This window comes from Mucilaginibacter tolerans, from assembly GCF_030519375.1.
Taxonomy (GTDB): domain Bacteria; phylum Bacteroidota; class Bacteroidia; order Sphingobacteriales; family Sphingobacteriaceae; genus Mucilaginibacter.
Genome location: NZ_JAUMKB010000005.1, coordinates 128,779 through 154,390, shown reverse-complemented (window position 1 = coordinate 154,390; position 25,612 = coordinate 128,779). Strand labels below are relative to the sequence as shown.

Genomic DNA, 25,612 nt, shown 5'->3' with positions numbered 1-25,612 from the left:
TCATGAAATTCAGAATAACACCTTTAAATTTTGCAACCGCCTTTTTTTTGCTCCTGGCGGGATATGTATTCATCTATGGCGCCAAAATAACGGGTAGTAAATACGAGCATTGGAGCGGCACCATCACCCTTATATTTCTGCTTTTTGCTTTTGTAGTGTCATTTCTTGACCTGATGCTCCGTAATTTTTTCCCCAAAACCAAAAGTTTATGGATAGTAGAGATAAGCTTTATAACTTTGGCGACTATTATATTTTTACTGGTTAAATAACAAAATGAAGAAAGCTGAAATAAAACTTACCATAGACCTTGACGATAACAACGTTCCTGAGAATATCACCTGGGAATCAACCGATGCTCAAAACAAGGAAGCACTTCCTGTAAAATCGATTATGCTGTCGCTTTGGGATCATAATTATAAAAATACGCTTCGCATCGATCTTTGGACTAAGGACATGCCCGTTGATGAAATGAAACGTTTTTTCTACGAAACGCTTCAAACAATGGGCGACAGCTTTTTGCGCGCTACCGGCGAAAAGAATATCGTTGAAGACCTTCGCGATTACTGTGCCCACTTTGCCGATAAAATGGAAATCTCTCAAAAATAAACTATGAAGCTCAGATCATTCCTGGCTTTTGCCGGCTTTGTTATGCTCATTGCAGCCACTTATTGCCCGCTGTTCAGGCCATTCGGCATAACCACGTGGAATATGTATGATGCCAACAAACCTTATGGAATCGTCGTATTGCTGATAGCCGTGGTGGGCATAATAGGAGTGGTATTTATGCAAGCCAGCGTTGCACGTATGGCCGCATGGCTGTCGGCTATATTGGTGTTCCTGTTTTATATACTAGCGCTTTTGAAGATTCATACTTCGTTTACTTTTATACCCTTCCATGCTGTATCACGGTTTTTGGCAAGCAAGATCAAATTTAAATGGGGATGGTGGTTGTTGGTTGCGGGACCTGTATTATCGTTGGCAGGTGCTTTAGGCGATAAATCCAGGTATAAAATGCCTGATCAACCGCAGAGCGACAGCCAATAAAACAAGCAACGGTAAAGTTATCTATGTAACCAGGATTTTGAGCTATGACTACTTTACCAGGCGCACTGACAGATTCTGAACTTCACGAACTCATTGAACTTGTAAAGGAAAAGCACGGGTTCGATTTTTCGAATTACTCAAAGGCATCACTTAGGCGCAGGCTGTCGCGGATCACTACTTTAAAGAGAGTCGGTTTTACAGAACTGAAGGACTCACTAGCAAATAATGCAGATTTCTTTCGCTGGTTTTTAAATGAAGTGACGGTAAATGTTACCGAGATGTTCCGCGATCCATCCTTTTTTAGGACATTGAATACCTTTGTTGTCCCCCATCTATCCCAATTCAAGGCTGTTAGGGTATGGAGCGCCGGCTGTTCATCCGGAGAGGAAGTTTATTCACTGTCCATATTGCTCAATCAATCCAAATTGAATTCCGAGCCTTTTATTTATGGAACTGACATCAACACGGCTATGATTGAAGAGGCGCAAAGAGGCGTTTATAGTATGCGTAAAATAAAAAGTTATGCAGAGAATTATAAGTTGTGCGAACTCCCGGGATCATTGACCGATTACTTTAATGTGATGAATGATGTGGCCAGCATAAAAAAGGAATTGAAGCAAAATATCCTTTTCTCAAGCCATAACCTGGTAACGAACGATGTATTTAATGAATTCCAGATCATAAGCTGCCGCAATGTATTTATTTACTTTGATGCAGCGTTGCAGGAGAAAATATTAGGGTTGTTTTATAAAAGTCTATGCCCCAATGGATTCTTGTGCCTGGGAAGTAAGGAGACGATCAGGTTTCCTGAGTACAAAAATAAATTCAAGGTAGTTAGTCAGAAGGAGAATATTTATCAGAAGGTCGGGGGATAAATATTAAAACAACGAGGTCTGCCCCGAACCCATTACACACGCCTCATGCTCCAATAACCATTTTTTTCGCCACATGCCGCCCGCATATCCCGTAAGGCCGCCATCTGAGCCTATCACTCTATGACAGGGCACAACAATAGCCATATGATTTTTTCCGTTTGCGGATGCGATAGCACGAATAGCCAATGGGTTCTTCATTAACTTCGACTGTTGCAAATAACTGATGGTTTTACCGTAGCCAATAGTTAGCAGGCATTGCCAGACCTCCTGTTGAAAATCAGAGCCTGCCTGGCGAAAGGGAAAATCAAACACTTTTCTTTTACCTGCGAAGTATTCATCCAATTGTTCTACCGCCATTTTTAATGCCGGTGCAGAAGGTTCATCCGGTTCAACAGGCTCATCCATAAAGTGTACAGAGGTGACATAGCCTTCATCTTCAGTTATGCGGATCATCCCGACAGGAGAGCTATAGTAGGTAATTGGCATAAGGTAAAGATAGTGTTAAGTCCGCAAGGCGGGAAGTCGGCAAGTCTGAAAGTATGTAAACATAAAATCTTGCCGACTTACGGACTTTCTGACTTTTCCGACTACAAAATCTATCTTTGCACAAAATGGAACTGTTCGACCAGACCCTTCATCTGATAAAAAAAGAAATACTGCTGGAGTGGCGCTCTAAATATGCCTTCAATGGGGTTTTGCTTTATGTGGTGTCGACGGTATTTGTTTGCTATATATCATTTCATTTGAGTGGTGGTTTTCAGGGCAGCCAGGGATATCCTATTGTTTGGAATGTATTATTCTGGATCATCATGCTTTTTGCTTCGGTAAATGCCATTGCCAAAAGTTTTATACAGGAAAGCAAAAGCCGCCTGCTTTATTATTATACCATCGCCAGTCCGCAAGCCATTATTCTTTCCAAAACCATTTATAACATCCTGCTAATGTCGCTGCTCAGCATTTTAGCATTGGTGGTTTATATGGTTTTTTTTACCAATACCATTGGCGATCCTCTTTTTTATTTCTTATCCGTATTGATTGGAAGTATCAGTTTTTCAACTGTCTTTACCATGATATCCGCTATTGCCTCCAAAGCAGGGAATAACGGTACGCTAATGGCCATTTTAAGTTTTCCTATCATCATTCCGGTTATCCTTCAATTAATCCACCTGAGCAAAAATGCAATGGATGGCTTAGACCGCAGCCTGAGCTATAGTAATATGGGCGTATTGGGCGCTATAAATGTCATCGTTATTGCTACTTCATTGCTGCTCTTTCCTTACTTGTGGCGGGATTGAGTGGTTCTTAGTCATTGGTCATAGGGGGGGCCTATCTACGCAACCATTCACATAATCAACTACTTAATCCAGTCAATTTCCTCTATTTAGAATTATTTTAATCTTTATTTGGATTAAGTCTAAATAAGGTGCATTTTTGCAGCGTACAACAAATGAACTAATGAAAAAATATACGTTTACATTACTTTTAATTTTAAGTCTTCTTTCTGCAAAATTATTTGCCCAGCAAAAACCCAACGTCACTTCAGAGGATTCGTTAAATAATAATATATCCAAAAGTTCCACCACTATTGGCGGATATGGCAATGCCTTTTATCAACGCAATTCAAGGACCCAAACAGCAAATATTAACCTGGAACGTTTCGTGCTTTTTACCGGACATAAGTTCACAGATAAAATCTCTTTCTTTTCAGAACTGGAGGTAGAGGATGCTAAAGTGTCAGGTGGCGAATCAGGTGGTGAAGTCGCTGTTGAGCAAGCTTATCTGAAATTTAATTTAAATGCCAATCAATACATTGTTGCTGGTTTGTTTTTACCACGGATTGGTATACTGAATGAAAATCACTTGCCAAACACCTTCAACGGTAATGAGCGTAACTATGTAGAAACTTTCATTATCCCGTCAACCTGGAGAGAACTGGGTGTGGGTTTATTTGGAAGTCTCAATAGTCTTCCCGTTAATTACTCGGTAGGACTGGTTAGCGGCCTCAGCTCGGAGATGTTTGAGCATGGGTCGGGTATCCGCGAGGGTCGTTTTGAAGGCCGTAATGCTACTGGAAATAATCTGGCGCTTACTGCAGCGCTGCAATTTTATCAGGGCGATTTCAAAGCCCAAGTTTCCGGTTACTATGGCGGAACGGTAGGAGTGAGCAAACGTAAGGCGGATAGCCTTGGGTTGCACTCCGGCGTCTTGGGCACACCGGTTGCTATGGGTGAAGCAGATTTGCAATATGTAAACAATGGTTTTTCGGTGAAGGTATTGGGGGCCGTCATTTCTATACCGGATGCAGACAAGATTAACCGTGCTTATGCTAACAACACACCAAAAACAGAATATGGCGCTTATGCTGAAGTAGGTTATGACTTGATGCATTTAAGCGGTTCGGCAAAAAATAAACAACTGATCGTTTTTGTACGTGACGAGAAATTGAATATGAATGCCAGCATTCCTTTAAACGGAGTTACAGATGGTACACTGAATCAAAACTATGTAGTAGCAGGTTTAAGTTATTTGCCTATACGCAATGTAGCTATTAAGGGCGATGTACGTATTGCGCATACTGGTAGTCAGAATCCCGACCTGATCATCAACCCTAATCCGGTCGCACAACCTTATCAGCAAAATTATAACCTGGTTAATCTGGGAGTCGCATTTTCATTTTAAAAGCTATGGATAGAAGAAGCTTTGTTAAACAATCGTGTACCATGTGCCTGGCAGTAGGCGCAGGCTTGGTAGCAGCAAGTGCATTATCATCATGTGCAACATTGCCGGTTTATAAAACAACAATAGGTAATAACAAGGTATCAGTACCGGTATCATTATTTGCGCAAAGCGATTTCCTGGTTATACAACCCAAAGACATGCTTTATAATATTGGCTTGCGAAAAGAAAAGGATGGTTCTTATGCGGCTTTGCTACTCAGATGTACGCATGCCGATAATCAATTAGTTGCTACAGGCAACGGATTCAGGTGCAACCTGCACGGTAGCTCTTTTGATAAACAGGGACAGGTTACGCAGGGGCCTGCAGAGCGCTCATTAAAAAAATATCCGACTGAAATTATAGCAGATCAAATCATCATCCATCTAAGTTAACATGTACTATGAGAAGTAAATTTTTAATCACACTTAGTGTGATAGGGCTGGCTATTGCCGGTTGCAAAAAAAACAATACAGGCAATAATGGCGATAATTCCAGCACTCAGGCTACTTTAGAACAGCATGTCCTGACTGATTTTGCAGCTAACCTGGCCAATCCAAATTACCAGGATATACAAGCCAAAGCGCAGGTGATGAACAGCGCCATCACCACTTTTAATGCCAGTCCGACTGATGCTAACCTGGAGGCTGTGCGTGTCGCCTGGAAAAATACCCGCGCCGCGTGGGAATCATGCGAAGGGTTTCTATTCGGCCCGGTAGAAGATTTTAACTACGATCCAACTATGGACGACTGGCCGGTAAACAAAACTGATCTCGATGCAGTACTTGCCAGCAATAGCAATTTGACCGTGGCAGACATCGACCAATTGGGCACAACTTTAAAAGGTTTTCACGCTATCGAGTATGTTATTTTTGGGGTTGGCGGCACACAAAAGGCGGCTAACGTTTCTGCTCGCGACAAAGTGTACCTGGCATCGTTAGGGGAGAGTCTTTTGAATACGACAACCCAATTGCGTAATAGCTGGGACCCGGCATCTGGTAATTATACAGCACAAGTGGTTGCTGCAGGCAAAGGCAGTGTCACTTTTACTAGTCGTCAGGCAGTCTTTCTTGCTCTGGTTGGTTCCATGGCTGATATCTGCAACGAGGTTGCCAATGAAAAGATGCAAACACCGCTTACAGCACAGGATTCGACACTAGACGAATCACAATTCTCTCACAATTCAGTAACCGATTTCAAAAACAATATTACAGGTGTATTGAATGCTTATAAATGCCAGTATCCGGGAGCAGCGGCTGGCCATAGCCTGCGTGAATTGGTTGCATCAAAAAATGCATCGCTCGATCTCAAGATACAATCACAGATTAATACGGCTATTGCCTCATTCAGTGCCATTACCACCACTTACGAGAAAGCGATTTACACGCAGCAAAACCAGATAAAAAGTGTACAGAATGCTATTAAAACGCTTCAGGCAACGTTAGAGGGAGATTTGGAAAATTTTGTACAAACAAACATTAAAGACTAATTAATCAATATCGGTGAAAAAAATACAAATAATAGGTCTGTTAACGTTGGTAGTATTTGCATTGGTAAAATGCCAGAAATCGGCTCAATTTCCTGCCTATCAATACGATAATCAGCTTTCTGGTGGAAGCACAACTGTATTTGATGCCACGTCAAAAGCTTTTGGAAACTCATTTGCAAAGCTGAGTTCTTATGACGAATACGTGCATGAGCTGGGGGATAAAATATTCAGCCAGTCCTTTGTTACGGCACCAGCGCCAATACACAGCGGATTGGGGCCTATTTTCAATAATACATCCTGCGTTTCGTGTCACCATAATGATGGTATCGGTTTACCAACAGCCGGCGATGCACAGTCATCACTGCTGATGCGCATAAGTTTACCTGGCGCCGATGTTAATGGTGGTCCGGTTGCCGTACCTGGTTACGGTTTACAGGTGCAGGACAAAGCAGCGTACGGATTACAGCCAGAAGCGAAAGTTAATATCAATTATACCTATCAGACCTATTCTTTTGATGATGGTGAAACTTATGACTTGAGAGCGCCAACTTATACATTGACTAACCTATATGCACCGATTGCGGGAACTTATTTGCTTTCACCGCGTTTAGCTCCTCCGATGATAGGGTTGGGATTACTCGAAGCTGTTCCTGAAAGCGAGATTATAGCCAATGCTGATCCGAACGATGCGAACGGCGATGGTATTGCCGGAAGAGCTAATTATGTATATGATGTTACCACAAAGAAAATGCAACTGGGACGTTTTGGCTGGAAGGCCAATACGGCGTCCATCATCACACAGGTAGCGACAGCTTTTAACCAGGACATGGGATTAACCAGCAGCGTGCTTCCTTTGGAAAGCAGCTATGGACAAAGTCAATACGATAATTTGCATGATGACGCGGAATTGCCGGATACTACATTGAATGCGGTGAAGTTTTATGCGCAAACGCTATCGGTTCCTGCGCGTCGCAACACAAGTGATGCGACAATTAAACGAGGAGAGCAGCTATTTATACTGGCTAAATGCGCCACTTGTCATAAACAAACCTTAACCACCGGAGTGAATGTGGCCTTCCCGGCAGTATCAAACCAGGTAATTCATCCTTATACTGATATGCTGGTACATAACATGGGCGTAGGTTTAGCGGACAACCGTCCGGACTTTAAAGCAGATGGGCAGTCATGGCGCACAGCTCCTTTGTGGGGATTGGGACTATTCCAGGTTGTGAACAATCCGGGTTACTATTTGCACGACGGACGGGCGCGTACTATAGTAGAAGCGATCATGTGGCATGATGGTGAAGCCGCAGCATCGAAGGCTTATTTTTCGCATCTGTCAAAAAGTGACAGGAATGCCGTTTTGAAGTTCCTGAACTCACTTTAAATATTAGAGCCGGGTTAAAATCCTGTTACAATAGGGCCCTTTTCATAAATAATTCATAATAATTGCCTTAATTAGCATATTAAACTAATTAGGGTAATTATTGCGAAATGCACTTCAGGAGCCTTATTCTACTACTGCTTTTTTGTCCTTTTATAGCCTTTTCACAAACCATTACCATCTCGGGTAAAGTTGTAACCACCGAATCCCACACGGGTATCGGTAAGGTAAGTGTTTTTCTGAGCAACTCATCTTATGGAACAGTAACTGAAGAAGACGGCTCTTTTAAATTGGTAGGGGTTAAGCCCGGGCAATATGACCTGATTGCTTCTTCCATTGGTTACCAGGATTTTAGCAAAACCATATTAGTGGGTAATGAACCGATCAATATTGATATCCCTTTAGGCACAAAAGTAAACCAGTTGCGTGGCGTAGTGATCACAACCAATGCCAACTGGAAGAAGAATTACGAGGAATTTAAAAAGGCATTTATCGGCACAACAGAAAATGCGAAAAGCTGCATTGTAGAGAACCCGCATGTAGTCAATCTGGTCAACAGTTCGCGCAGGCATACATTAGAGGGGTGGTCTGACGATTTTTTTATAGTGGATAATAAGGCTCTGGGCTACCGTGTGAAATTCCTGATCGATACCTTCTCAAATAATGGTATCACCGGCATAATATCATGGCAGGGAAAAGCGGTTTTTGAAGAACTGCCCGGAAGTGCTGAGCAAAAGAAAGCATGGAAGCTAAAACGCCAGGAAACTTATTACGGTTCATCGCGCGATTTTTATAAATCGTTATACACCGGCACACTTGCACAGCAAGGCTTTATGATTAGAAGGCTTCACCGCGAATTGAACCCTGAGCGCCCGCAGGAAGGGTTGATACTCCAGAAAATTAAATATTTCCGTGATATTCACCCAAGCAGGGATTCGTTTAATTATTGGGTAGGGAAAGAAAACTTGTCGAAGTATTTTCACGAACGATTAAGCCCTGTTCCATTGGAGTCCTACCAGATATTTGCCAAGACAGATAAGCCCGGCTTGTTTGTGATCAGCTTTACTGATTGCCTGTACGTGATCTATACTAAACGACGCGAAGAACAAGATTTCAAAGATCTTTATCGCCCATTAGATATGCCGAACTACGAAATCAGCGTATTGACATTATTTGAACCTTACGCCATATTTGATATGAATGGGGTAGTGTTCAACGGGGCGCCGCTAAATGAAGGCACCTGGTCAAAATCTAAACTCGCTGAATTGCTACCTTATGATTACTCGCCAGAAACAGATAAGTGAACATTAAAACCTTTCACCTTTATTCTTTCAGCTTTCACCCTAACACCGTACATTTGTTGCGCAATTCAATATGAAGTTTATTTATCAAACGTGGTGGAAAGCGCTGGCTGTTTTGTTGATCTTTTCAACGCTCATCACCGGTCTTCTTTTACCTGTTCCACGGCTGGCTATTCTACACGAAACTATACGTAACCTGTACTTCCATGTACCCATGTGGATGGGTATGCTTTCGGTATTTGTGATCTCGGTTGTTTTTAGCGTTATGTATCTCAATACCGGGAAAGAGGAGTATGATCTGGCTTCGGTTGAGTGTGTCAACACCGGGTTGCTATTTTATGCACTGGGTTTGGTTAGCGGAATGTTGTGGGCCAAATACACCTGGGGTGAGTTTTGGAGCGGAGACCCCAAGCAAAACAGTGCGGCTATCGCATTCCTTTTGTATTGCGCCTATCTGGTATTGCGTAATTCAATTGACGAAGAACAAAAGCGTGGTAAAATATCGGCTATCTACAATATTTTTGCATTTCCTATCATGGTAGTGCTGATATTTGTATTACCAAGAATGACTGATTCATTGCACCCTGGAAATGGCGGCAATCCGGCTTTCGGTAAATATGATCTGGATAACGGGATGAGGATAGCTTTTTATCCGGCGATGGCGGGATGGAGTTTATTGGCGATATGGATCGCAACTATCCGTTACCGCATCCGTTTAATTGAATATAAAAGAAATAGTATAGATTGATATTTACCTCAATTAACTCTCTCCTTTAGACAGGGTTGTGTGAGGCTATTTTAAAACTGATTTACCTTAATGAAAAGATTTTTTGCTTTACTCAGCCTGATCCTTTGCAATATCTTCACCTATGCTCAACAACCATCAAATGTTGAGATGGCCGATACGATGCGCAGCTCGGGTAAGATCTACGTCGTGATTGGCGTTATCTGCATTGTTTTCATCGGTTTGGCCATTTATCTGTTCTCCATCGATAGAAGATTAAAAAAAATCGAAAAAGGAAATTAGTTCAAAATCTAAACCTATGTTATTTAAACATAGATTTAAGCGTTCTCTTTTGTGGTGTTGTTAAGACACTAAGAATTTTGTATTTGCAATATTGATAATTTTTGTGCCAAATTTGTGCACTTTTTTGAGGAAATAATAATTATGGAACTCCAAATTACAGCAAATAACAATCTGATCGCCACTCACGAAACTAATTTCTTCGGCGACGTATGTAAGAACTTTGATCATGCAGCACAGTTTACCAAACACAACGAAGGCTTGCTTGACCAGATAAAATCATGTAACAGTGTTTATCGTTTTCGCTTTCCTATCCGCAAAGGCAATGGTTTTGAAGTGATTGATGCGTGGCGTGTTGAGCACTCTCAGCATCAATCACCAACCAAAGGTGGTATCCGTTACAGCGAAATGGTAAACGAAGATGAGGTAATGGCGCTGGCTGCCCTGATGACCTACAAATGTGCTATTGTAAACGTGCCATTTGGGGGTGCAAAAGGTGGTATCAAGATCAACCCTAAAAACTACACCGTTCAGGAACTGGAAAATATTACTCGTCGTTATACAGTTGAGTTGATCAAAAAGAATTTTATAGGTCCAAGCATCGACGTACCTGCACCTGATTATGGTTCAGGTGAGCGCGAGATGAGCTGGATAGCTGATACCTATGCCACGATGAACCCAGGTCAGTTAGACGCCATGGGATGTGTTACGGGTAAACCAATTGCCCTCCAGGGTATCCAGGGGCGCCGTGAAGCAACCGGTCGCGGTGTGGCTTTTGCCGTGCGCGAATGCGTGAATATAGTCGAGGATATGAAAAAGCTGGGCTTAACACCGGGTATCGCAGGTAAAAGGGTTATTGTACAGGGGTTAGGTAATGTAGGTTACCATTCTGCAAAGTTCCTTCAGGAGTACGGTGCACTAATTGTCGGTCTGTGCGAATTTGAAGGTGCTATTTACAATTCCGATGGATTGGATATTGAAGCAGTGTTCCAGCACCGCAAAGCGACCGGATCTATATTGGGTTACGCAGGAGCCAAAAAAGAATTTAAGAATTCGCACCACGGACTGGAACAAGAATGCGACATACTGGTGCCTGCTGCTTTAGAAAACCAGATTACGATTGCCAACGTAAAGAACATAAAGGCTAAGATTATTGCTGAAGGTGCAAACGGTCCGGTATCTCCGGAAGCGGAGACCATCTTCTATCAAAATGGCGGCATTATTATCCCCGACATGTATTGTAACGCGGGTGGTGTAACTGTATCTTATTTCGAGTGGTTAAAGAACTTGTCGCACGTAGCATTCGGCCGTATGAACCGTCGCTTTGAAGAAACTGCCAACACCAACCTGGTGAATATGGTTGAAGGCTTAACCGGTGTTGCACTCACTCCATTACAACGCGCCACCATAGTAAAAGGTGCATCAGAGTTGGAGCTGGTTAATTCTGGTTTGGAAGATACTATGATCCGTTCATATCATGAGATCAGGGAGACTTATGTAAATACACCGAAGATCGATACCTTGCGTACCTCAGCATTTGTCGGCGCAATCAACAAGATCGCTGTATCGTACCAAAATCTGGGTGTTTGGCCGTGATTTGAAGCTGGAAGTCAGAAATATGAGATTGGAATTTATTTACAGCCCATCTGCAAAGCAGATGGGCTTTTTGTTCTAAATATTCAAAAGGATTTAATTTCCAAAGAATATGCAGCAGATATCTGCTTATCCTGAATGAGGTTTATTTCTGTCCTGTTTTTACTATCGATCCATTTCAAGTTGTTAATTTTCTTCAAATCTGGATAGAATTTGGTAAGCTCATTTATTTTCTGAATAGGAAGTTCGTCTCCCCAATATTCATTAACATATTTAAGGCATTTGTTCTTAGATGTTAAATAGAATGTAGTTCGAAATATACACGGATTTCCCTCCATCGGAGTAGGATAGTAGAACGTCACTTTTTTATAATAGCTGCCTGTTTCTCCATTTTTTCTAACAACAGCCTTTTCGGCTCCACCTTTTTGTGAATAGACTTCTTTTTTTATTTGGACTAAATCAGCATTTAACAGAGTTTGAGCTTTTACTTTAAAGTATGCGACACATAATATTATGAAAAGGGAATATTTTAAAGACATAATTGAAAGTTTACGGCACAGCTAAATTAAACATTTTAATCTTTCTGACTTCTGACTTCGTGCTCTCGACTTTTTAAGAATGATTCTAAATAATATTAATGACTTGCAATAATCATTATTCAACAGACGTTTCTTATTTTTGTAGTCCTGAATAATAGAAGGAAATCCACTAATGAAGAAAAGTTCGATTATAGGTTTATTGGTCATCGCCATTGCCATTGCTATAATTATTGGTTTTTACGGTAGCTCAAGCACTTACGGCTCTTTTAGCGATGCAAAAAACACCAGTGGTGAATTGCATGTGATCGGTTTCCTGGATAAACAAAAAGAGCTTTATTACGACGCTAAAAAAGACGCCAACTACTTTTCATTTTACATGAAAGACAAAAAGGGTGAGGAATGCAAGGTAGTTTTCCCCGGCACCAAACCGCAGGACTTTGAGCGTTCTGAACAAATTGTATTAGTGGGCGAAATGAGGGGCAACGAATTCCACGCATCACACATCCAGATGAAATGCCCTTCAAAATATACTCAGGACAAGGTTGAAATTACAGAGGCCAGCGCTAAAAAGGCCGACATATAATCATTTTTAATGGATACTTTTAAAGGCGAACACCTTTTACCCGGTCATCTGGGCCAGCTTTTTGTTATTCTTGCATTCGGGGCAGCCCTGTTATCAACCATCAGCTATTATTTTGCGACTACAAATAAAGATCCGCTGGATAACTCATGGAAGCGCATTGCCCGTATCGGTTTTTATATTAATACGCTTTCGGTAGTAGGTATCGGCGTTTGCCTTTTCTATATTATTTATACCCACCTGTTTGAGTATCATTATGCCTGGGAGCACTCGTCGAAGAGTCTGCCTGTTTACTATATTATTTCCAGCTATTGGGAAGGCCAGGAGGGGAGTTTCTGGTTATGGGGATTCTGGCAAGCGGTATTAGGCAACATCCTGATCTGGAGAGCAAAATCGTGGGAAAAACCTGTAATGACTGTTGTGTCATTATCGCAGGTGCTACTCTCATCCATGCTGATCGGTATCGAAATATTTGGCGCCCGTATAGGCAGTTCACCTTTTATTTTGCTGCGCGATGCGATCGACCTGAAGTCGTCGGCTCCAATATTTGCCCAACGCCCTGATCTTTATCAAAACTATCTTAGTTATATTACCGATGGTAATGGCCTTAATCCCTTGTTGCAAAATTACTGGATGGTGATCCACCCGCCGACTTTATTCCTGGGTTTTGCCTCGATGGTGGTGCCTTTTGCTTACGCGATTGCCGGTTTGTGGCAAAAGAGATATAAGGAGTGGGTTCAGCCTGCTATTTCCTATTCCCTGTTTGCTGTGATGGTATTAGGGACAGGTATTATCATGGGTTCGTTCTGGGCTTATGACTCGCTGAATTTTGATGGTTTCTGGGCATGGGATCCGGTTGAAAATGCGGCGCTTATTCCGTGGCTAACTTTGATAGGAGCGGTTCACGTAATGATCGTTTATAAAAATACCGGACATTCTTATTTTACAGCTACTTTTCTTGTACTAATCAGCTTTGTGCTGGTATTGTATGCATCATTCTTAACCAGAAGCGGTATTTTGGGTGATACTTCGGTGCACGCTTTTACGGATCTTGGGATGTTCTGGCATTTAGTAGTAGATGTAATAATTTTTGCTGCGGTATCTATCTTGCTGTTGGTTATTCGCTGGAAGGAATTACCTATCACTAAAAAAGAAGAAGAGACTTATTCGCGCGAGTTCTGGATGTTTGTAGGTGCGGTGTTTATGGCACTGTCATGTCTGCAATTGGTTGTGGTGACTTCTATCCCAGTTTGGAACGCTATGTTCAAAACGAACATTGCGCCGCCAAATAACCCGGTTACGCTATACAATGTGTTCCAGGCTGGTTTTGGTGTGGTAGTCACCCTGTTGATGGGCTTTGCGCAGTTCATGAAATATAAGAAGACGGAGACTAACCGCTTCTTTATTACCACAGGAGTTTACTTTGTATGCGCGCTGCTTATTACTGTGCTCATCGTATACGTTACCGGCATTTATAACTTGCGTATTGTGTTCTCGCTGATTATGCTGGGTGCAATATTTAGCGTGCTGTCAAACGGAAAGGTATTGTCGGATGCAATCAAAGGAAAGATCAAACTAGCCGGATCCGCTGTTGCGCATATCGGTTTTGGATTGATTTTGGTAGGAGCCGTAATTGCTGCCGGAACCCGCAAAGTAGTTTCTGTTAATGATACCGGCGAACAATATTCCGCCGAGTTTGCCAAACGTAACGACCCGAAGGAGAACATTATGCTGATCAAAAATCAGCCGGTTAAAATGGGCGATTATGTGGTGACTTATATGGGCGATTCCCTTTCGATGCCTAACCATTACTTTAAGGTTGATTATAAGCTGATGGATGCCAATGGCAAGGTTAAAGCTGAATTTTTGCTAAAGCCTAATTCGCAGTTCAATCCAAAAATGGGTTTGGTTTCATCACCGGATACTAAACATTACTTGCTGAACGACCTTTATACGCACGTTACCATGGCACCTTTAAACTCGGGCATGGAAACTGATACAGCAGCACACAGTGAAGCGGACGACGATAAAAACTACGATGCACCAATAAGCCATGAAATAAGCGTAGGTGATACCATCCGTTTCCGCGAGGGTTACATCGTATTAAAAAGTCTGGACAAAACGGCGCATGTAGAAAACATCCCGTTAACCAATAAGGATATCGCAGTTGGCGCGATACTGGAAATAACCTCTCATGGGAAAACTTATACAGCCGAGCCTGTATACATGATAAAAAACGGCAGTGTGTTTGATTTCTCACGTAAGGTAGATGATGCAGGTCTGAAACTGCGCTTCTCAAAAATCGACCCTCAATCGGCAAAAGAAACCATAATGGTTTACCAGCAGCCCGAAAACAAGAGGCCTTATATCGTTATGAAAGCTGTAAGGTTCCCGTATATCAATTTCTTCTGGTCGGGTACAGTGATTATGGTGATCGGCTTTTTGATGGCTATCTTCAGAAGGAATAAGGAATTGAAGACGGTTTAATCAATGATCGATTACGGTTATTATCAGCAGGAAGTCTACACAAATGGATTTACTGTTATTGATAATATTTATACAGATGAAGAGGTCGTAGACCTCATCAGCATCATTGATCAAGTGGATAAATCGAACCAGACATTTCGGAAAAATGCTGATCTGTTTGCAATAAGGCAATTCCTAAAAGAAGTTGCGGATGTTAAACCGATTATTTTCAACGGCAAATTAGAACAGTTGATTGAAAATATCTTTGGCAGCGGTTATTTCGTAGTTAAATCTATCTATTTCGATAAGCCTGAACGATCTAACTGGTTTGTAACCTGGCACCAGGATTTGACAATTTCTGTCGATAAGAAAGTCGATTTGCCTGGTTATACCTCATGGACAAGCAAGCACAATCAATTTGCAGTGCAGCCACCCATAGAAATTTTAGAAGATAATTTTACCATCCGTATTCATTTAGATGATACCAATGAGGATAACGGTGCCTTGAAAGTCTTACCGGGCTCACATCTAAAAAGTATCTATCGGCCCGAAAACATCGATTGGTCGATTGAAAATGAAGCCGTCTGCAATGTAAAACGGGGCGGGGTTATGATTATGCGTCCGTTACTCATGCATGCATCCGACCGGACAGTGAATGAACAAAAACGCCGGGTAATGCATATTGAATTTAGTCGTGCTGAATTGTCGGGCGAGATTAGTTGGTCGGAATTAAGCATTATCAATTAAATTTGAGCCATGCGTATCACCATCATTGGTTCGGGAAATGTAGCCACACACCTGGCGACGGCTTTTAAAAATGCCGGACACCCGATTGTACAGGTGTATAGCCGCGATATGCAGAACGCTTCGTTGCTGGCTTATCATGTAAAGGCAGAGGCGATCGATGATTTAAAGCAGATTAACCCGGCAACTGACCTGTTTGTGATTGCTGTAAAAGATGATGCGATTGAACCAATCGCTGCCGAATTGGCTAAATATAATAAGCTGATCGTACATACTTCAGGGGCAACAAGTCTGCAAACACTACAAAAGCATACACAGAACGCTGGCGTGTTTTATCCTTTGCAAACTTTTAGTAAAACCCGGGAACTGAATTTTATTACAGTTCCGCTTTGTATTGAGGGTTCTGATGAAACGATCACCTCATTACTTAACGAACTGGCTTATACGGTTTCACAGAATGTTTACCGGGTTAATTCCGATCAACGCAAGACTTTGCACCTGGCTGCAGTTTTTGCTTGTAACTTTCCGAATTACCTGTATTATGTTTCACAACAGTTACTGACAAAAAAGCAATTGCCGTTCGACTTGCTTCGACCTTTGATTCTAGAAACCGCAGAAAAAGTACAGGAACTTTTTCCTGCTAGTGTACAAACCGGTCCGGCAGTGCGGAATGATGAGAAAACAATGGCCTCGCATCTGGAGCAATTGCAGGAAAATCCTGATTTACAGGCGATATATGAGCTGTTAAGTCAGGGTATTATCAAAATGGAGAATCGGAGTTAGGGCATAGTTAAATTTTGTTACTTTTGCCCTAAATGAATATCTATAAAGTTAAGATCAGCTTTGAGGAAAAAGGGCATGAACCGGTTGAGTTGCCCATTGCCGAAGGTGAGTCAGTATTGGATGTTTGCCTCGAGAACGGAATCGAACTGCAGCACAACTGCGGTGGCGTTTGCGGATGCAGCACCTGCCATATTTATGTGAACAAAGGAATGGATAATATCCAGGAAATATCAGATAAGGAAGAGGATTTTATTGACCGCGCTGTTAGCCCACGCATCAATTCCCGCTTGGGCTGCCAATGTGTAGTTCAGGATGGTGATATCGAGGTTACCCTGCCGGATCAATCGAATTTCCTGGGTCACTGAGAAAGGTTATGCGTATTACGTTTAACGTTGTACGTGTTTTGAATTGAATAGAAAAATAAAAACGTATTACGTATCACGTACAACGTAAAACATAAAAGATGAGCGACAACAAATTTGCCTTACCTATTAATTGGAACGATTATGAAGACATCGCTATTGAGCTTTACGAAAAGTTCGGCGATGACTTTGATGAATCCAAAATATACCGCATACGCTTTACCGAACTGCTGGACTGGGTGTTGAGTCTGCCCAATTTTGTTGGTAAACGCGAAGAATCGAACGAAGGGCACCTCGAGCAGATCCAGTCTGCATGGGTATACGAGTGGAGAGATAATCAGTAAATCAGTTTGCAGTTATTAGTTAGCAGTTGGCAACACCAATGACTAATGACGAATGACCAATGACAAACTAACAGGTGGAATCATTCTTACATAAGTTAAAAGATATTACTACGTTCATTTTTGATGTGGACGGTGTGCTGACCGATGGCTCCGTTTATGTGATGGAGAATGGCGAGCAGGCACGTCAGTTCAATATTAAAGATGGTTATGCCATTCAACTGGCGGTAAAGTGCGGCTATAATGTTTGCGCGATATCGGGCAGCAGGTCGAAGATATCCATTCATCGTTTAAATAGTCTGGGTGTAAAAGATGTGTATATCGGTGCTCATACCAAATCGGAGAATTTCAGGCTATATCTTGAAAGCAAGCATGTGCTGCCTGCAAGCGTGTTGTTTATGGGAGACGATATTCCCGACCTGGAGGTGATGAGAATGGCCGGTTTGGCGGTTTGCCCTGCTGATGCGGCCGAAGAAATAAAAGCTATTAGTGTGTATGTATCGCCTAATCCGGGTGGTAGAGGCGCTGTACGTGATGTAATAGAAAAGGTACTGAAAGTACAGGGCAAGTGGATGAGCGAAGAAGCTTATAGCTGGTGATTTGAATTACGATTTTAGAATTACGATTGACCGTTGAAAAGTTTACCAAAGATCATCTTAGCTTCTAAATCCCCGCGCAGGCAGGAACTGTTGCGGTTGATGGATGTTGATTTCCGTATCGTATTGAAGGATGTGGATGAGTCGTATCCTGCGCACCTTTCGCCACAGGAAATAGCAGTTTATATAGCCGAAAAGAAAGCCAAAGCCTTTGACGAGTCCATTAATGACGAGATCGTACTTACAGCCGATACGATTGTAAGTATCGATGGGCATATACTTGGTAAACCCGAGTCTAAAGAACATGCTAAGCAAATGCTGGCCATGCTATCCGGCAAAGTGCACCAGGTAATCACAGGTGTGTGTATTCTTTATAAGCACCAATATAACCTGTTCCACGATGTATCCGAGGTGTTTTTCCGTAAGCTGACTGCTGATGAGATCAGCTTTTATGTGGAAAAATACGAGCCTTTGGATAAGGCCGGAGCCTATGGCATACAGGAGTGGATAGGCTTAACCGGTATTGACAGAATCAATGGCTCCTATACCAACGTGGTAGGGCTGCCCACAGAAAAATTATATCAGCAATTGATCAGATTGGTATAGAAAACTCCGGATTTGTCATTAATTTTATCAGAGTTTAATAAGCCCCGTTAAAATGGAAGATCCGGAAGTACCCACCGAACACCTGCACGAACATATTCACGAAGCTGCACATGAGAGCCATGATAAATGGTCCATGTACGTGGCCATATCTACAGCTTTTATGGCCGCTTTTGCTGCATTAAGCAGCTTAATGGCGGGTCATCAGTCTAATGAAGCCCTGATCACTCAGATAAAGGCGTCAGATCAATGGTCGTACTATAACGCCAAAGGCATCAAAGCCGAAGTTGCTGATGCCGTAACTAAAATCAATTTTTCTAAAGCTGCAGCTGATAGTACGCAATCAAACGCGGCAAGAAAAGAGAAGCTGAAGAAAGATCAGGAGAAGATACAGGAAAAAGCACTTGACCTTGAAAAGGAATCAAAAGTGCACCTGGAAAAAGATATGACCCTCGCCAGGGCCGTTACTTTTTTCCAGATAGCTATTTCGATATCGGCTATATCACTTTTAGCGAAGAAGAAGCCGCTTTGGTATGTAAGTTTAATATTATTTGCGGCGGGTATAGCGCAGTTTATACTTGGGTTGTTGTGATTTTGTCTAAACGATGATTTAACTGTTTTTTGACTCACTATAATTAATCGTTTGAATCATTCAAATCATTCAAATCATAGTTCAGACAATCCTACCTAAACACAAACCCGTTATTTCCCCTGTTAATATCAGGCAGTGCACTATCCGGATCAACTACCACGCGATTTACTTCCTTTGTAGTGGGTACAGTAAACGTGATCATTTTATTCTGTAACCAGGCCTCAACCGGGATCTGAATGCGTTGTCTGCTGCCGTCCTTCATGGTTACTTCCACTGTAAATGGCATTGCCATAGCTTCCAGGTTCATGACAGTAACTTGTAGGCCTTGTTTTGGGTCATTCTTTACATACTCGGCACCAACCAGTTCTAAATCAAGAGGCAGATTATTGTAGAACCAGCCTTTCCAGAACCATGATAAGTCTTCACCTCCTCCGTTATCCATCGATCTGAAAAAGTCGTCAGGCTGCGGATGTTTAAAGGCCCATTTGTGAATATAATTTCTGAAAGCGTAATCAAAGCGGTCATTACCCAATATCTGCTCGCGCAGTAATACTAAACCTAGCGCCGGTTTGAAATATTCAATAGGGTGACGGTATTTCTCAGGAACAGCATCTGCTGCGGTCATGATTGTTGGCGCTTCGGGATCGAGAATAGTTGGAATGATCTCATCGGCAGGGTTTCCGCCGCCTGGAGCATATTCACCGTCTCTTTTTTTGCCAAATTCACCATTATTAAAGGCCTCATGCGCATAAATATCTATAAAAGTATTAAAGCCTTCATCCATAAAGGCGTAACGGCGTTCGTTCGACCCAACAATCATCGGGAACCAATTGTGGCCGATCTCGTGTGCTGTCACAAAATAGAGCACCTTGCCGGTGTCGGTGATGCCATCAAATACAATTCCCGGATACTCCATACCGCCTGCTGTTCCGGCTTCATTGACGGCCACAGGATATGGGTACGGAAACCATTTTTCAGAAAAATATTCTGTTGATTTTTTCAGGTATTCGGTTGCCCTGCCCCAGGCGTTATTACCTGCGCTTTCAACGGGATAAACAGACATTGCTAGCGATTTTTTACCGCCTGGAAGGTTAATCCTTGCAGCATCCCAAACATAGGCTTTGGACGCACCGAAAGCTACATCGCGGGTATTATTCATCCTGAAATGCCACGTAAGCAGACCACTATGCACCGGACGTGTTGAAGGGAGGTTTACCTCGTTAACATCGCGTATCATAATGGTTTTGTCACTATTGTGAGCAGCAGCCAAGCGGCTGATCTGGGTAGGGGTAAGCACCTGAGTTGGGTTCAGTAATTCACCTGAACCGGCCACGATCATATCCCACGGAACAGTTACTTCGTAATCGATATCACCATACTCCAGGTAAAACTCACCTGCGCCCATAAATGGCAGGGTATCCCATCCTTCGCTATCATCATAAACACACATGCGCGGGAACCATTGGGCTATTTCATATATCTTTCCGTTCTTAGTTTGATTGTAATCAGTTCTATTGCCAAATGTAGTCGGAATAGTATATTGATATCTGATATATAGCTTGATGTGTGTGCCATTTGGCGCCAACGCTTTTGGCAAACGGATCTGCATCCGCGTATCCGAAATAATAAAATTTGCTTTTTGGGTTTGCTTGCCATTTCCAATATAAACTGATTCGATCTGGTAGCCTTCGGTATGATTGTTTATCTCAGGCGTGGTATTGGTCTGAAAGTTTGATCGTGCTGTTTTTTTGTAGGTATTCTGATCCAGCTGAAGCCATAAAAACTGCAGGGCATCCGGGCTATTATTAGTATAGTCGATTTCCTCGGTTCCGCTCAATACTTTGGTATTGGTATCAATACTGGCTTTTAGTTTATAGTTTACATGGTTTTGCCAGTACTTTGGTCCTGGGTCACCGTTTGCGCTGTGTCTTTCATTCCCTCTTTCAGGATAAAATGCTGGTGAAAACAGATCGGCCGGATTATAATTGGATATTAAAGTATCAACAGTTGCGGGCCGGTGTTTTTTTTGTGCCAGAACAGAAACGGAGATCAATAAGGAAAGGCAAAAAGGTATAAACTTTAATTTCATGGAGTTCAGTTATGAGACTGCAATATACAAAGGATGCTATACACCAGTAAAAAATGCGGCTTATATTTTCATTAGATTTTATGGAACAGAAACATTAACCCATCATCTCCGCTAATACCCCCTCTTTCAAAGAGTAAGTGCAAAGGGCTACCTCGTTAAGATTCAATTTTTGCATTATATAGCGGGTAATGAGCGATGCCACTACAATCATATCCACCCGTACAGCTATGATAGCTTTATTGGCTTCCCGTTCGGCATGTGTGGAGTGTACAATATGATCGGTTATTCTGGTCAGATCTCCATTTTCAAAATGATAGATTTTAGTTTTCTTCAAGTCAAATGAGTTATCTATTAGTTCAGCAAAGGTCTCAAATGCACCTGACGAGCCGATCAGATCATGAACAGGGATTTGTTCGACGGCTTTAAACAGATCTGTTAAAGTATGATCGAGATACAGATTCAATGCCTCAATAGACACCGATGGTATAGGATCGGTATGATGAAAGCGCTCCATTAAACGTGCTGCTCCTATCTCAAAACTTTGCTTCCAGATGAGTCCGGATTGATTCCCAATAATGAATTCTACGCTGCCACCGCCAATATCCATAATCAAAGAGTTATGATCTGATAACAGTCCACTTGCCTTCACTCCTGAGTAAATAAAAGATGCTTCGCGGTCTCCGTTTACAATTTCGATATCAATTCCAGCTTCAGTTTTAACCCGTTCAATAAACTCCTTTCCATTCGAAGCATTACGTAACGCAGATGTAGCTATTGCTTTGATATTCTGTGTGTTATTGTTTGCTATTTGTTCTCTAAATTGCTTCATGGTGGTTATGCCACGTTCAAAAGGCACCGGAAGTATCATGCCTTTATTAATACCACCCTCGCCCAGTTTTACGGCGATGTGTTCATGCACTATTTCGCGAAAATTATCGATATCGCCCTCGGCAATCAGAAGGTGAAAGGTGTTGGTGCCAAGGTCCATCACAGCGAAGCGTTTATCCATGCCTCTAAAATAAATAATCCCCTAAATTGTTTGGCAACTCAGGGGATCTTTATGCATTTATGTTGATAAAACTACTCTTTATAGAAGAACCATTTAGCTAGCTCCTTAAAGCTGGTCTTCTTGCCATACATCAAAATTCCTACACGGTAAATTCGTGCTGCAACATAGGTTGTGAATAAGAACCCTGCAACCATCAGCACCATAGATGTAGCCAATTGCCAGGGTGCCGGGCTAAAAGGCAAGCGCATCATCATGGCTACTGGAGCTGTGAACGGAATAATAGACAACCAGACCGCCAGCGGACTATCAGGAACGGTAAACAGATAGCTGACACACAATATGTAAGTAAATAGCAACGGCAAGGTGATCGGGAACATAAATTGCTGCGTTTCGGTTTCGCTATCAACAGCCGAACCAACGGCGGCAAAAAGCGCGCTATAAAGTAAGAAACCAGAGATCCAGTAAAAAATGAAACAACTTAATTCATAACCGGCATTTGCGCCAAGACTATGAATGAATGTCATTAACTGTCCGCTGGCACCACTTGATTTAATCCCAAGGTAATAACTTATGGCAGTGGATAAACCTATCCATATAACAAATTGAGTTAATCCCACTAAACCTACACCGATGATCTTCCCGGCCATTAATTGGAATGGCTTTACAGAAGACACGATTACTTCAACAATGCGGCTGGTTTTTTCCTCTATTACGCCACGCATCACTTGTGCGCCATAAATAAACAGAGACATGTAGATCAGTATAGCGCCGGTAAAACTCAACGCATAAGCAGGGCCTAAATTCGCATTTTGCTCTCCCGTTGCGGTCAACTCACTCGCTTTTATCACGATGTTACTTTTTACCTGGTGCAGTTTAGCGGTATCAATTCCGGCTTTTACCAAACTGGCTCCGGCGGCTATGTCATTCATTTGCCGCTGTATGTCATCTGATAAGGTTAAGGTGGTTTTCTTTTTCGCAAAGAGTTCTACGTTGTCTTTTTTGTTATTTGATATATTTAATATCAGGTCATTGTCGTTAGTTAAATTCTTTTTCTCAACGTCTAATGGCCGGTTTGAATAGGTGAATTTAATGTATTTTCCGTCCTGGAACTTATTTATAAAATCACCTGAATTGTCAATCACATTCACCATATGCATGGTTTGATCTTTGTCTTTGGCGATGTAAGCTATTACCGCGAACAACGATGCTAAAAGTGTAGGGACTAACAGTGTTACGATAATAAACGATCTTTTCCTCACCCTGGTAACGTACTCACGCTGTATAATTAATAGAATTTTATTCATGGTCAGGCAGATTTTTTGTTGACTTGTTCAATAAATATTTCATTCATGCTTGGTATCACTTCCTGCAGCATATGAATGCTGGTTTTTGGGATCAAGTATTGCAATATCTCGTTAGCAGTGTTACCAGTTTTAGGACTGATTTTAACGATATACCGGTCGTCATCGGTGCTTTCGCCAAGCACTTCGAATGGCTGTGATCCGTTGAAGTTCAGTTTTTCGCCGCTGTATTCAACCAGGTAAGTGTCATTACGATACGAGTTGCGGATCGCTTTCATTTTGCCATCCAGTATTTTGCGCGAAAGATTAATAAGGGCGATAGCATCGCAAAGCTCCTCAACGGACTCCATACGGTGAGTAGAGAATAAGATCGTAGCGCCTTTTTTGTTAAGTTCAAGTATCTCATCTTTGATCAATTCGGCATTTACCGGGTCGAAACCGCTAAAAGGTTCATCCAGGATAATCAGATCGGGCTCGTGTAGAACAGTGGCTACGAATTGCGCTTTTTGCTGCATACCTTTTGATAGTTCCTCTATTTTCTTTTTCCACCAGGTTTCCATACCCAGTTTCTCAAACCAGAATTTAAGCCGTTTTTGAGCTTCAGCGCGTGTTAGGCCTTTCAGCCGGGCCAGGTAGATCATCTGTTCGCCGATTTCCATTTTTTTGTACAGGCCGCGCTCTTCGGGCAGATAGCCAATTCGCTCAATGTGCGACGGATTGAGTTTTTCGCCGTTAAAATAGATTTCGCCTGAGTCTGGTGCAGTAATTTGATTAATAATACGAATAAGTGAAGTTTTGCCGGCGCCGTTTGGCCCAAGCAGACCGAATATCTGGCCGCTTTCAACTTCTAAACTTACATCGGTGAGGGCTTTGTGCCCCGCATATTGCTTTTCGATGTGTCGAATGCTTAGCATATAGGGATCAGTTTTTGTAATTAGATATAACGCTGTAGGTTTTGTTACGGTATTAATTTATCACGAAGATAAAACAGGGGAATTGTGATAAAAGTAATAATTTAGCTGATACTCCAATGCCTGAACATGAGATATAAACTTTTACTGCTGTGTCTTCTTTTAACGTCTGTTTGTTCCGCTCAGCAAAAGCCTGTTAATGTCATTTTTGACAGCGACATGGGGCCCGATTACGATGATGTCGGTGCTATCGCTATACTGCATGCATTAGCCGATAAGGACGAGGCGCATATCCTGGCAACGGTAGCAAGTACCCGGTATGACGGTGTTGCAGGAGTGATGAATGTGTTCAATACCTATTTTAAGCGCCCTAATATTCCGATAGGCATCCCGAAAGATGGGTTGGATTTGCGTGACTGGCAGCACTGGAGCGATACTTTATTAGCCAAATATCCGCACAAAATAAAAAGCAATGATGAAGTACCTGATGCCGTGCAGGTTTACAGAAAGGCATTGGCCTCACAACTGGATCATAGTGTGACTATAGTAACCGTGGGGTTCCTGACTAATCTTTCAAATTTGCTGAATACGGGTGCTGATGAATACTCGAAACTGAATGGCAAGGAACTCGTTGCCCATAAAGTAAAGCTATTAGTTTGTATGGCAGGCCGATTCCCATCGGGCTATGAGTTTAATGTGATGAAGGATGCTAAGGCTTCGCAAGACGTATATACCAACTGGCCAACGCAGATCATTTTAAGTGGATTTGAGATAGGAGCGAAGGTATTGGTCGGTGTTCCGTTGATACACAATGATGCTATCGAGAATGATCCTGTAAAAGATGTGTTCCGCATCTCCATACCGATGGCAAAAGAAGACTCACTGGGTAGGAAAAGCTGGGACGAAACTGCTGTGCTGGTGGCCATAAAAGGTTATTCACCATACTACAATTTACATCATGGCCGGATGAGCGTTGCCGACGACGGAAAAAATACCTGGGATGATAATGGCAATGGACAAGCTTATCTGGTGGAGAAGGTGGATTACAAAGAGGTAGAAAAATTGATTAATGAGTTGATACAGTATCAACCCATTAAAAAACAAAAGGCGGGTGTGGTGTCACACTGAGGCGCCCGAAGTGCGTGTGTAGACGGCCCTTACCAGCATGCTTTGAGAACCTCTGCATGACACCCTGGATAAACAAAAAGCCCGGAACCAATGTGATTCAGGGCTTTGCTATTTCTTTCGGATTTTCCGACTTGCGCGGACTT

29 protein-coding genes are annotated in these 25,612 nt (G+C 42.2%); 23 read left to right on the top strand and 6 right to left on the bottom strand.

Annotated elements, in window-relative coordinates:
- Positions 1–2: 2 nt before the first annotated feature.
- The 4 genes from Q3A68_RS09045 to Q3A68_RS09030 are packed head-to-tail and all read left to right on the top strand — an operon-like array spanning position 3 to position 1,919.
- Positions 3–269, top strand: coding sequence for a hypothetical protein (locus Q3A68_RS09045; protein WP_302900746.1), 267 nt, complete (start codon positions 3–5; stop codon positions 267–269).
- A gap of 4 nt (positions 270–273) precedes the next feature.
- A complete protein-coding gene (gene gldC / locus Q3A68_RS09040) occupies positions 274–606 on the top strand; it encodes a gliding motility protein GldC (RefSeq protein ID WP_302900745.1) in 333 nt (110 codons plus the stop codon).
- Between the two features lie 3 nt (positions 607–609).
- The gene (locus Q3A68_RS09035) at positions 610–1,044 is read left to right on the top strand and encodes a hypothetical protein (RefSeq protein WP_302900744.1); all 435 of its coding nucleotides are present in this window, start codon (positions 610–612) and stop codon (positions 1,042–1,044) included.
- 44 nt (positions 1,045–1,088) lie between these two features.
- Positions 1,089–1,919, top strand: a complete 831-nt coding sequence (locus Q3A68_RS09030) for a CheR family methyltransferase (RefSeq protein WP_302900743.1) — start codon at positions 1,089–1,091, stop codon at positions 1,917–1,919.
- Between the two features lie 3 nt (positions 1,920–1,922).
- Here the strand turns inward: Q3A68_RS09030 and Q3A68_RS09025 are convergent, their stop codons facing one another.
- The gene (locus Q3A68_RS09025) at positions 1,923–2,405 is read right to left on the bottom strand and encodes a methylated-DNA--[protein]-cysteine S-methyltransferase (RefSeq protein ID WP_302900742.1); all 483 of its coding nucleotides are present in this window, start codon (positions 2,403–2,405) and stop codon (positions 1,923–1,925) included.
- Positions 2,406–2,530: 125 nt separating this feature from the next.
- Between Q3A68_RS09025 and Q3A68_RS09020 the strand changes: the two genes are divergently transcribed.
- The 9 genes from Q3A68_RS09020 (at position 2,531) to Q3A68_RS08980 (ending at position 11,428) form a co-directional block, all read left to right on the top strand.
- A complete protein-coding gene (locus Q3A68_RS09020; RefSeq protein WP_302900741.1) occupies positions 2,531–3,214 on the top strand; it encodes a heme exporter protein CcmB in 684 nt (227 codons plus the stop codon).
- Between the two features lie 160 nt (positions 3,215–3,374).
- Positions 3,375–4,598: a hypothetical protein gene (locus tag Q3A68_RS09015; protein WP_302900740.1), complete on the top strand. Its 1,224-nt coding sequence runs from the start codon at positions 3,375–3,377 to the stop codon at positions 4,596–4,598.
- Between the two features lie 5 nt (positions 4,599–4,603).
- The gene (locus Q3A68_RS09010; RefSeq protein WP_302900739.1) at positions 4,604–5,029 is read left to right on the top strand and encodes a QcrA and Rieske domain-containing protein; all 426 of its coding nucleotides are present in this window, start codon (positions 4,604–4,606) and stop codon (positions 5,027–5,029) included.
- Between the two features lie 8 nt (positions 5,030–5,037).
- Positions 5,038–6,123, top strand: coding sequence for an imelysin family protein (locus Q3A68_RS09005; RefSeq protein ID WP_302900738.1), 1,086 nt, complete (start codon positions 5,038–5,040; stop codon positions 6,121–6,123).
- A 13-nt stretch (positions 6,124–6,136) separates the two neighbouring features.
- Positions 6,137–7,510, top strand: a complete 1,374-nt coding sequence (locus Q3A68_RS09000; protein WP_302900737.1) for a di-heme oxidoreductase family protein — start codon at positions 6,137–6,139, stop codon at positions 7,508–7,510.
- Between the two features lie 107 nt (positions 7,511–7,617).
- A complete protein-coding gene (locus Q3A68_RS08995) occupies positions 7,618–8,811 on the top strand; it encodes a carboxypeptidase-like regulatory domain-containing protein (protein WP_302900736.1) in 1,194 nt (397 codons plus the stop codon).
- Between the two features lie 70 nt (positions 8,812–8,881).
- Positions 8,882–9,556: a cytochrome c biogenesis protein CcsA gene (gene ccsA / locus Q3A68_RS08990; protein WP_302900735.1), complete on the top strand. Its 675-nt coding sequence runs from the start codon at positions 8,882–8,884 to the stop codon at positions 9,554–9,556.
- A 69-nt stretch (positions 9,557–9,625) separates the two neighbouring features.
- Complete coding sequence (locus Q3A68_RS08985) at positions 9,626–9,835, top strand: CcmD family protein (protein WP_302900734.1); 210 nt, start codon at positions 9,626–9,628, stop codon at positions 9,833–9,835.
- A 141-nt stretch (positions 9,836–9,976) separates the two neighbouring features.
- On the top strand, positions 9,977–11,428 hold the full coding sequence (locus tag Q3A68_RS08980) for a Glu/Leu/Phe/Val family dehydrogenase (RefSeq protein ID WP_302900733.1): 1,452 nt from the start codon (positions 9,977–9,979) through the stop codon (positions 11,426–11,428).
- 83 nt (positions 11,429–11,511) lie between these two features.
- Here the strand turns inward: Q3A68_RS08980 and Q3A68_RS08975 are convergent, their stop codons facing one another.
- The gene (locus Q3A68_RS08975) at positions 11,512–11,964 is read right to left on the bottom strand and encodes a hypothetical protein (RefSeq protein ID WP_302900732.1); all 453 of its coding nucleotides are present in this window, start codon (positions 11,962–11,964) and stop codon (positions 11,512–11,514) included.
- A 172-nt stretch (positions 11,965–12,136) separates the two neighbouring features.
- Here Q3A68_RS08975 and Q3A68_RS08970 point away from each other — a divergent pair, with 172 nt between their 5' ends.
- The 9 genes from Q3A68_RS08970 to Q3A68_RS08930 all read left to right on the top strand — a co-directional run bounded on the left by Q3A68_RS08970 (position 12,137) and on the right by Q3A68_RS08930 (position 19,031).
- On the top strand, positions 12,137–12,547 hold the full coding sequence (locus tag Q3A68_RS08970; RefSeq protein WP_302900731.1) for a cytochrome c maturation protein CcmE domain-containing protein: 411 nt from the start codon (positions 12,137–12,139) through the stop codon (positions 12,545–12,547).
- A 9-nt stretch (positions 12,548–12,556) separates the two neighbouring features.
- Complete coding sequence (gene ccsA / locus Q3A68_RS08965) at positions 12,557–15,031, top strand: cytochrome c biogenesis protein CcsA (RefSeq protein WP_302900730.1); 2,475 nt, start codon at positions 12,557–12,559, stop codon at positions 15,029–15,031.
- A gap of 3 nt (positions 15,032–15,034) precedes the next feature.
- Entirely contained in the window at positions 15,035–15,757 is a 723-nt protein-coding gene (locus tag Q3A68_RS08960) for a phytanoyl-CoA dioxygenase family protein (RefSeq protein ID WP_302900729.1), read from the top strand.
- A gap of 9 nt (positions 15,758–15,766) precedes the next feature.
- Entirely contained in the window at positions 15,767–16,537 is a 771-nt protein-coding gene (locus Q3A68_RS08955) for a Rossmann-like and DUF2520 domain-containing protein (protein WP_302900728.1), read from the top strand.
- A gap of 32 nt (positions 16,538–16,569) precedes the next feature.
- Positions 16,570–16,902 carry a 2Fe-2S iron-sulfur cluster-binding protein gene (locus Q3A68_RS08950; protein ID WP_302900727.1) on the top strand — a complete coding sequence of 111 codons (333 nt, stop codon included), beginning with the start codon at positions 16,570–16,572 and terminating at the stop codon, positions 16,900–16,902.
- 98 nt (positions 16,903–17,000) lie between these two features.
- On the top strand, positions 17,001–17,243 hold the full coding sequence (gene iscX, locus Q3A68_RS08945) for a Fe-S cluster assembly protein IscX (RefSeq protein WP_302900726.1): 243 nt from the start codon (positions 17,001–17,003) through the stop codon (positions 17,241–17,243).
- Positions 17,244–17,317: 74 nt separating this feature from the next.
- Positions 17,318–17,839 (top strand): KdsC family phosphatase, encoded by a 522-nt coding sequence (locus Q3A68_RS08940; protein ID WP_302900725.1) that lies wholly within the window; start codon positions 17,318–17,320, stop codon positions 17,837–17,839.
- A gap of 33 nt (positions 17,840–17,872) precedes the next feature.
- On the top strand, positions 17,873–18,442 hold the full coding sequence (locus Q3A68_RS08935; RefSeq protein ID WP_302900724.1) for a Maf family nucleotide pyrophosphatase: 570 nt from the start codon (positions 17,873–17,875) through the stop codon (positions 18,440–18,442).
- 52 nt (positions 18,443–18,494) lie between these two features.
- Positions 18,495–19,031 carry a DUF4337 domain-containing protein gene (locus Q3A68_RS08930; RefSeq protein WP_302900723.1) on the top strand — a complete coding sequence of 179 codons (537 nt, stop codon included), beginning with the start codon at positions 18,495–18,497 and terminating at the stop codon, positions 19,029–19,031.
- A gap of 91 nt (positions 19,032–19,122) precedes the next feature.
- Here the strand turns inward: Q3A68_RS08930 and Q3A68_RS08925 are convergent, their stop codons facing one another.
- The 4 genes from Q3A68_RS08925 to Q3A68_RS08910 form a co-directional block, all read right to left on the bottom strand.
- Entirely contained in the window at positions 19,123–21,120 is a 1,998-nt protein-coding gene (locus tag Q3A68_RS08925; RefSeq protein WP_302900722.1) for a M1 family metallopeptidase, read from the bottom strand.
- Positions 21,121–21,214: 94 nt separating this feature from the next.
- Complete coding sequence (locus Q3A68_RS08920) at positions 21,215–22,129, bottom strand: Ppx/GppA phosphatase family protein (RefSeq protein ID WP_302900721.1); 915 nt, start codon at positions 22,127–22,129, stop codon at positions 21,215–21,217.
- A 71-nt stretch (positions 22,130–22,200) separates the two neighbouring features.
- Positions 22,201–23,433, bottom strand: a complete 1,233-nt coding sequence (locus tag Q3A68_RS08915) for an ABC transporter permease (RefSeq protein WP_302900720.1) — start codon at positions 23,431–23,433, stop codon at positions 22,201–22,203.
- Between the two features lie 2 nt (positions 23,434–23,435).
- A complete protein-coding gene (locus Q3A68_RS08910; RefSeq protein ID WP_302900719.1) occupies positions 23,436–24,344 on the bottom strand; it encodes an ABC transporter ATP-binding protein in 909 nt (302 codons plus the stop codon).
- Between the two features lie 126 nt (positions 24,345–24,470).
- On the opposite strand from Q3A68_RS08910, the gene Q3A68_RS08905 reads away from it, so the two are divergent.
- Positions 24,471–25,469, top strand: a complete 999-nt coding sequence (locus Q3A68_RS08905) for a nucleoside hydrolase (RefSeq protein WP_302900718.1) — start codon at positions 24,471–24,473, stop codon at positions 25,467–25,469.
- Positions 25,470–25,612 lie beyond the last annotated feature (143 nt).

What these genes read in the sequence shown, in the direction of transcription:
- Q3A68_RS09045 (WP_302900746.1), top strand. Translation starts at nt 3, where the DNA reads ATGAAATTCAGAATAACACCTTTAAATTTTGCAACCGCCTTTTTTTTG.
- gldC (WP_302900745.1), top strand. Translation starts at nt 274, where the DNA reads ATGAAGAAAGCTGAAATAAAACTTACCATAGACCTTGACGATAACAAC.
- Q3A68_RS09035 (WP_302900744.1), top strand. Translation starts at nt 610, where the DNA reads ATGAAGCTCAGATCATTCCTGGCTTTTGCCGGCTTTGTTATGCTCATT.
- Q3A68_RS09030 (WP_302900743.1), top strand. Translation starts at nt 1,089, where the DNA reads ATGACTACTTTACCAGGCGCACTGACAGATTCTGAACTTCACGAACTC.
- Q3A68_RS09025 (WP_302900742.1), bottom strand. Translation starts at nt 2,405, where the DNA reads ATGCCAATTACCTACTATAGCTCTCCTGTCGGGATGATCCGCATAACT.
- Q3A68_RS09020 (WP_302900741.1), top strand. Translation starts at nt 2,531, where the DNA reads ATGGAACTGTTCGACCAGACCCTTCATCTGATAAAAAAAGAAATACTG.
- Q3A68_RS09015 (WP_302900740.1), top strand. Translation starts at nt 3,375, where the DNA reads ATGAAAAAATATACGTTTACATTACTTTTAATTTTAAGTCTTCTTTCT.
- Q3A68_RS09010 (WP_302900739.1), top strand. Translation starts at nt 4,604, where the DNA reads ATGGATAGAAGAAGCTTTGTTAAACAATCGTGTACCATGTGCCTGGCA.
- Q3A68_RS09005 (WP_302900738.1), top strand. Translation starts at nt 5,038, where the DNA reads ATGAGAAGTAAATTTTTAATCACACTTAGTGTGATAGGGCTGGCTATT.
- Q3A68_RS08995 (WP_302900736.1), top strand. Translation starts at nt 7,618, where the DNA reads ATGCACTTCAGGAGCCTTATTCTACTACTGCTTTTTTGTCCTTTTATA.
- ccsA (WP_302900735.1), top strand. Translation starts at nt 8,882, where the DNA reads ATGAAGTTTATTTATCAAACGTGGTGGAAAGCGCTGGCTGTTTTGTTG.
- Q3A68_RS08985 (WP_302900734.1), top strand. Translation starts at nt 9,626, where the DNA reads ATGAAAAGATTTTTTGCTTTACTCAGCCTGATCCTTTGCAATATCTTC.
- Q3A68_RS08980 (WP_302900733.1), top strand. Translation starts at nt 9,977, where the DNA reads ATGGAACTCCAAATTACAGCAAATAACAATCTGATCGCCACTCACGAA.
- Q3A68_RS08975 (WP_302900732.1), bottom strand. Translation starts at nt 11,964, where the DNA reads ATGTCTTTAAAATATTCCCTTTTCATAATATTATGTGTCGCATACTTT.
- Q3A68_RS08970 (WP_302900731.1), top strand. Translation starts at nt 12,137, where the DNA reads ATGAAGAAAAGTTCGATTATAGGTTTATTGGTCATCGCCATTGCCATT.
- ccsA (WP_302900730.1), top strand. Translation starts at nt 12,557, where the DNA reads ATGGATACTTTTAAAGGCGAACACCTTTTACCCGGTCATCTGGGCCAG.
- Q3A68_RS08960 (WP_302900729.1), top strand. Translation starts at nt 15,035, where the DNA reads ATGATCGATTACGGTTATTATCAGCAGGAAGTCTACACAAATGGATTT.
- Q3A68_RS08955 (WP_302900728.1), top strand. Translation starts at nt 15,767, where the DNA reads ATGCGTATCACCATCATTGGTTCGGGAAATGTAGCCACACACCTGGCG.
- Q3A68_RS08950 (WP_302900727.1), top strand. Translation starts at nt 16,570, where the DNA reads ATGAATATCTATAAAGTTAAGATCAGCTTTGAGGAAAAAGGGCATGAA.
- iscX (WP_302900726.1), top strand. Translation starts at nt 17,001, where the DNA reads ATGAGCGACAACAAATTTGCCTTACCTATTAATTGGAACGATTATGAA.
- Q3A68_RS08930 (WP_302900723.1), top strand. Translation starts at nt 18,495, where the DNA reads ATGGAAGATCCGGAAGTACCCACCGAACACCTGCACGAACATATTCAC.
- Q3A68_RS08925 (WP_302900722.1), bottom strand. Translation starts at nt 21,120, where the DNA reads ATGAAATTAAAGTTTATACCTTTTTGCCTTTCCTTATTGATCTCCGTT.
- Q3A68_RS08920 (WP_302900721.1), bottom strand. Translation starts at nt 22,129, where the DNA reads ATGGATAAACGCTTCGCTGTGATGGACCTTGGCACCAACACCTTTCAC.
- Q3A68_RS08915 (WP_302900720.1), bottom strand. Translation starts at nt 23,433, where the DNA reads ATGAATAAAATTCTATTAATTATACAGCGTGAGTACGTTACCAGGGTG.
- Q3A68_RS08910 (WP_302900719.1), bottom strand. Translation starts at nt 24,344, where the DNA reads ATGCTAAGCATTCGACACATCGAAAAGCAATATGCGGGGCACAAAGCC.
- Q3A68_RS08905 (WP_302900718.1), top strand. Translation starts at nt 24,471, where the DNA reads ATGAGATATAAACTTTTACTGCTGTGTCTTCTTTTAACGTCTGTTTGT.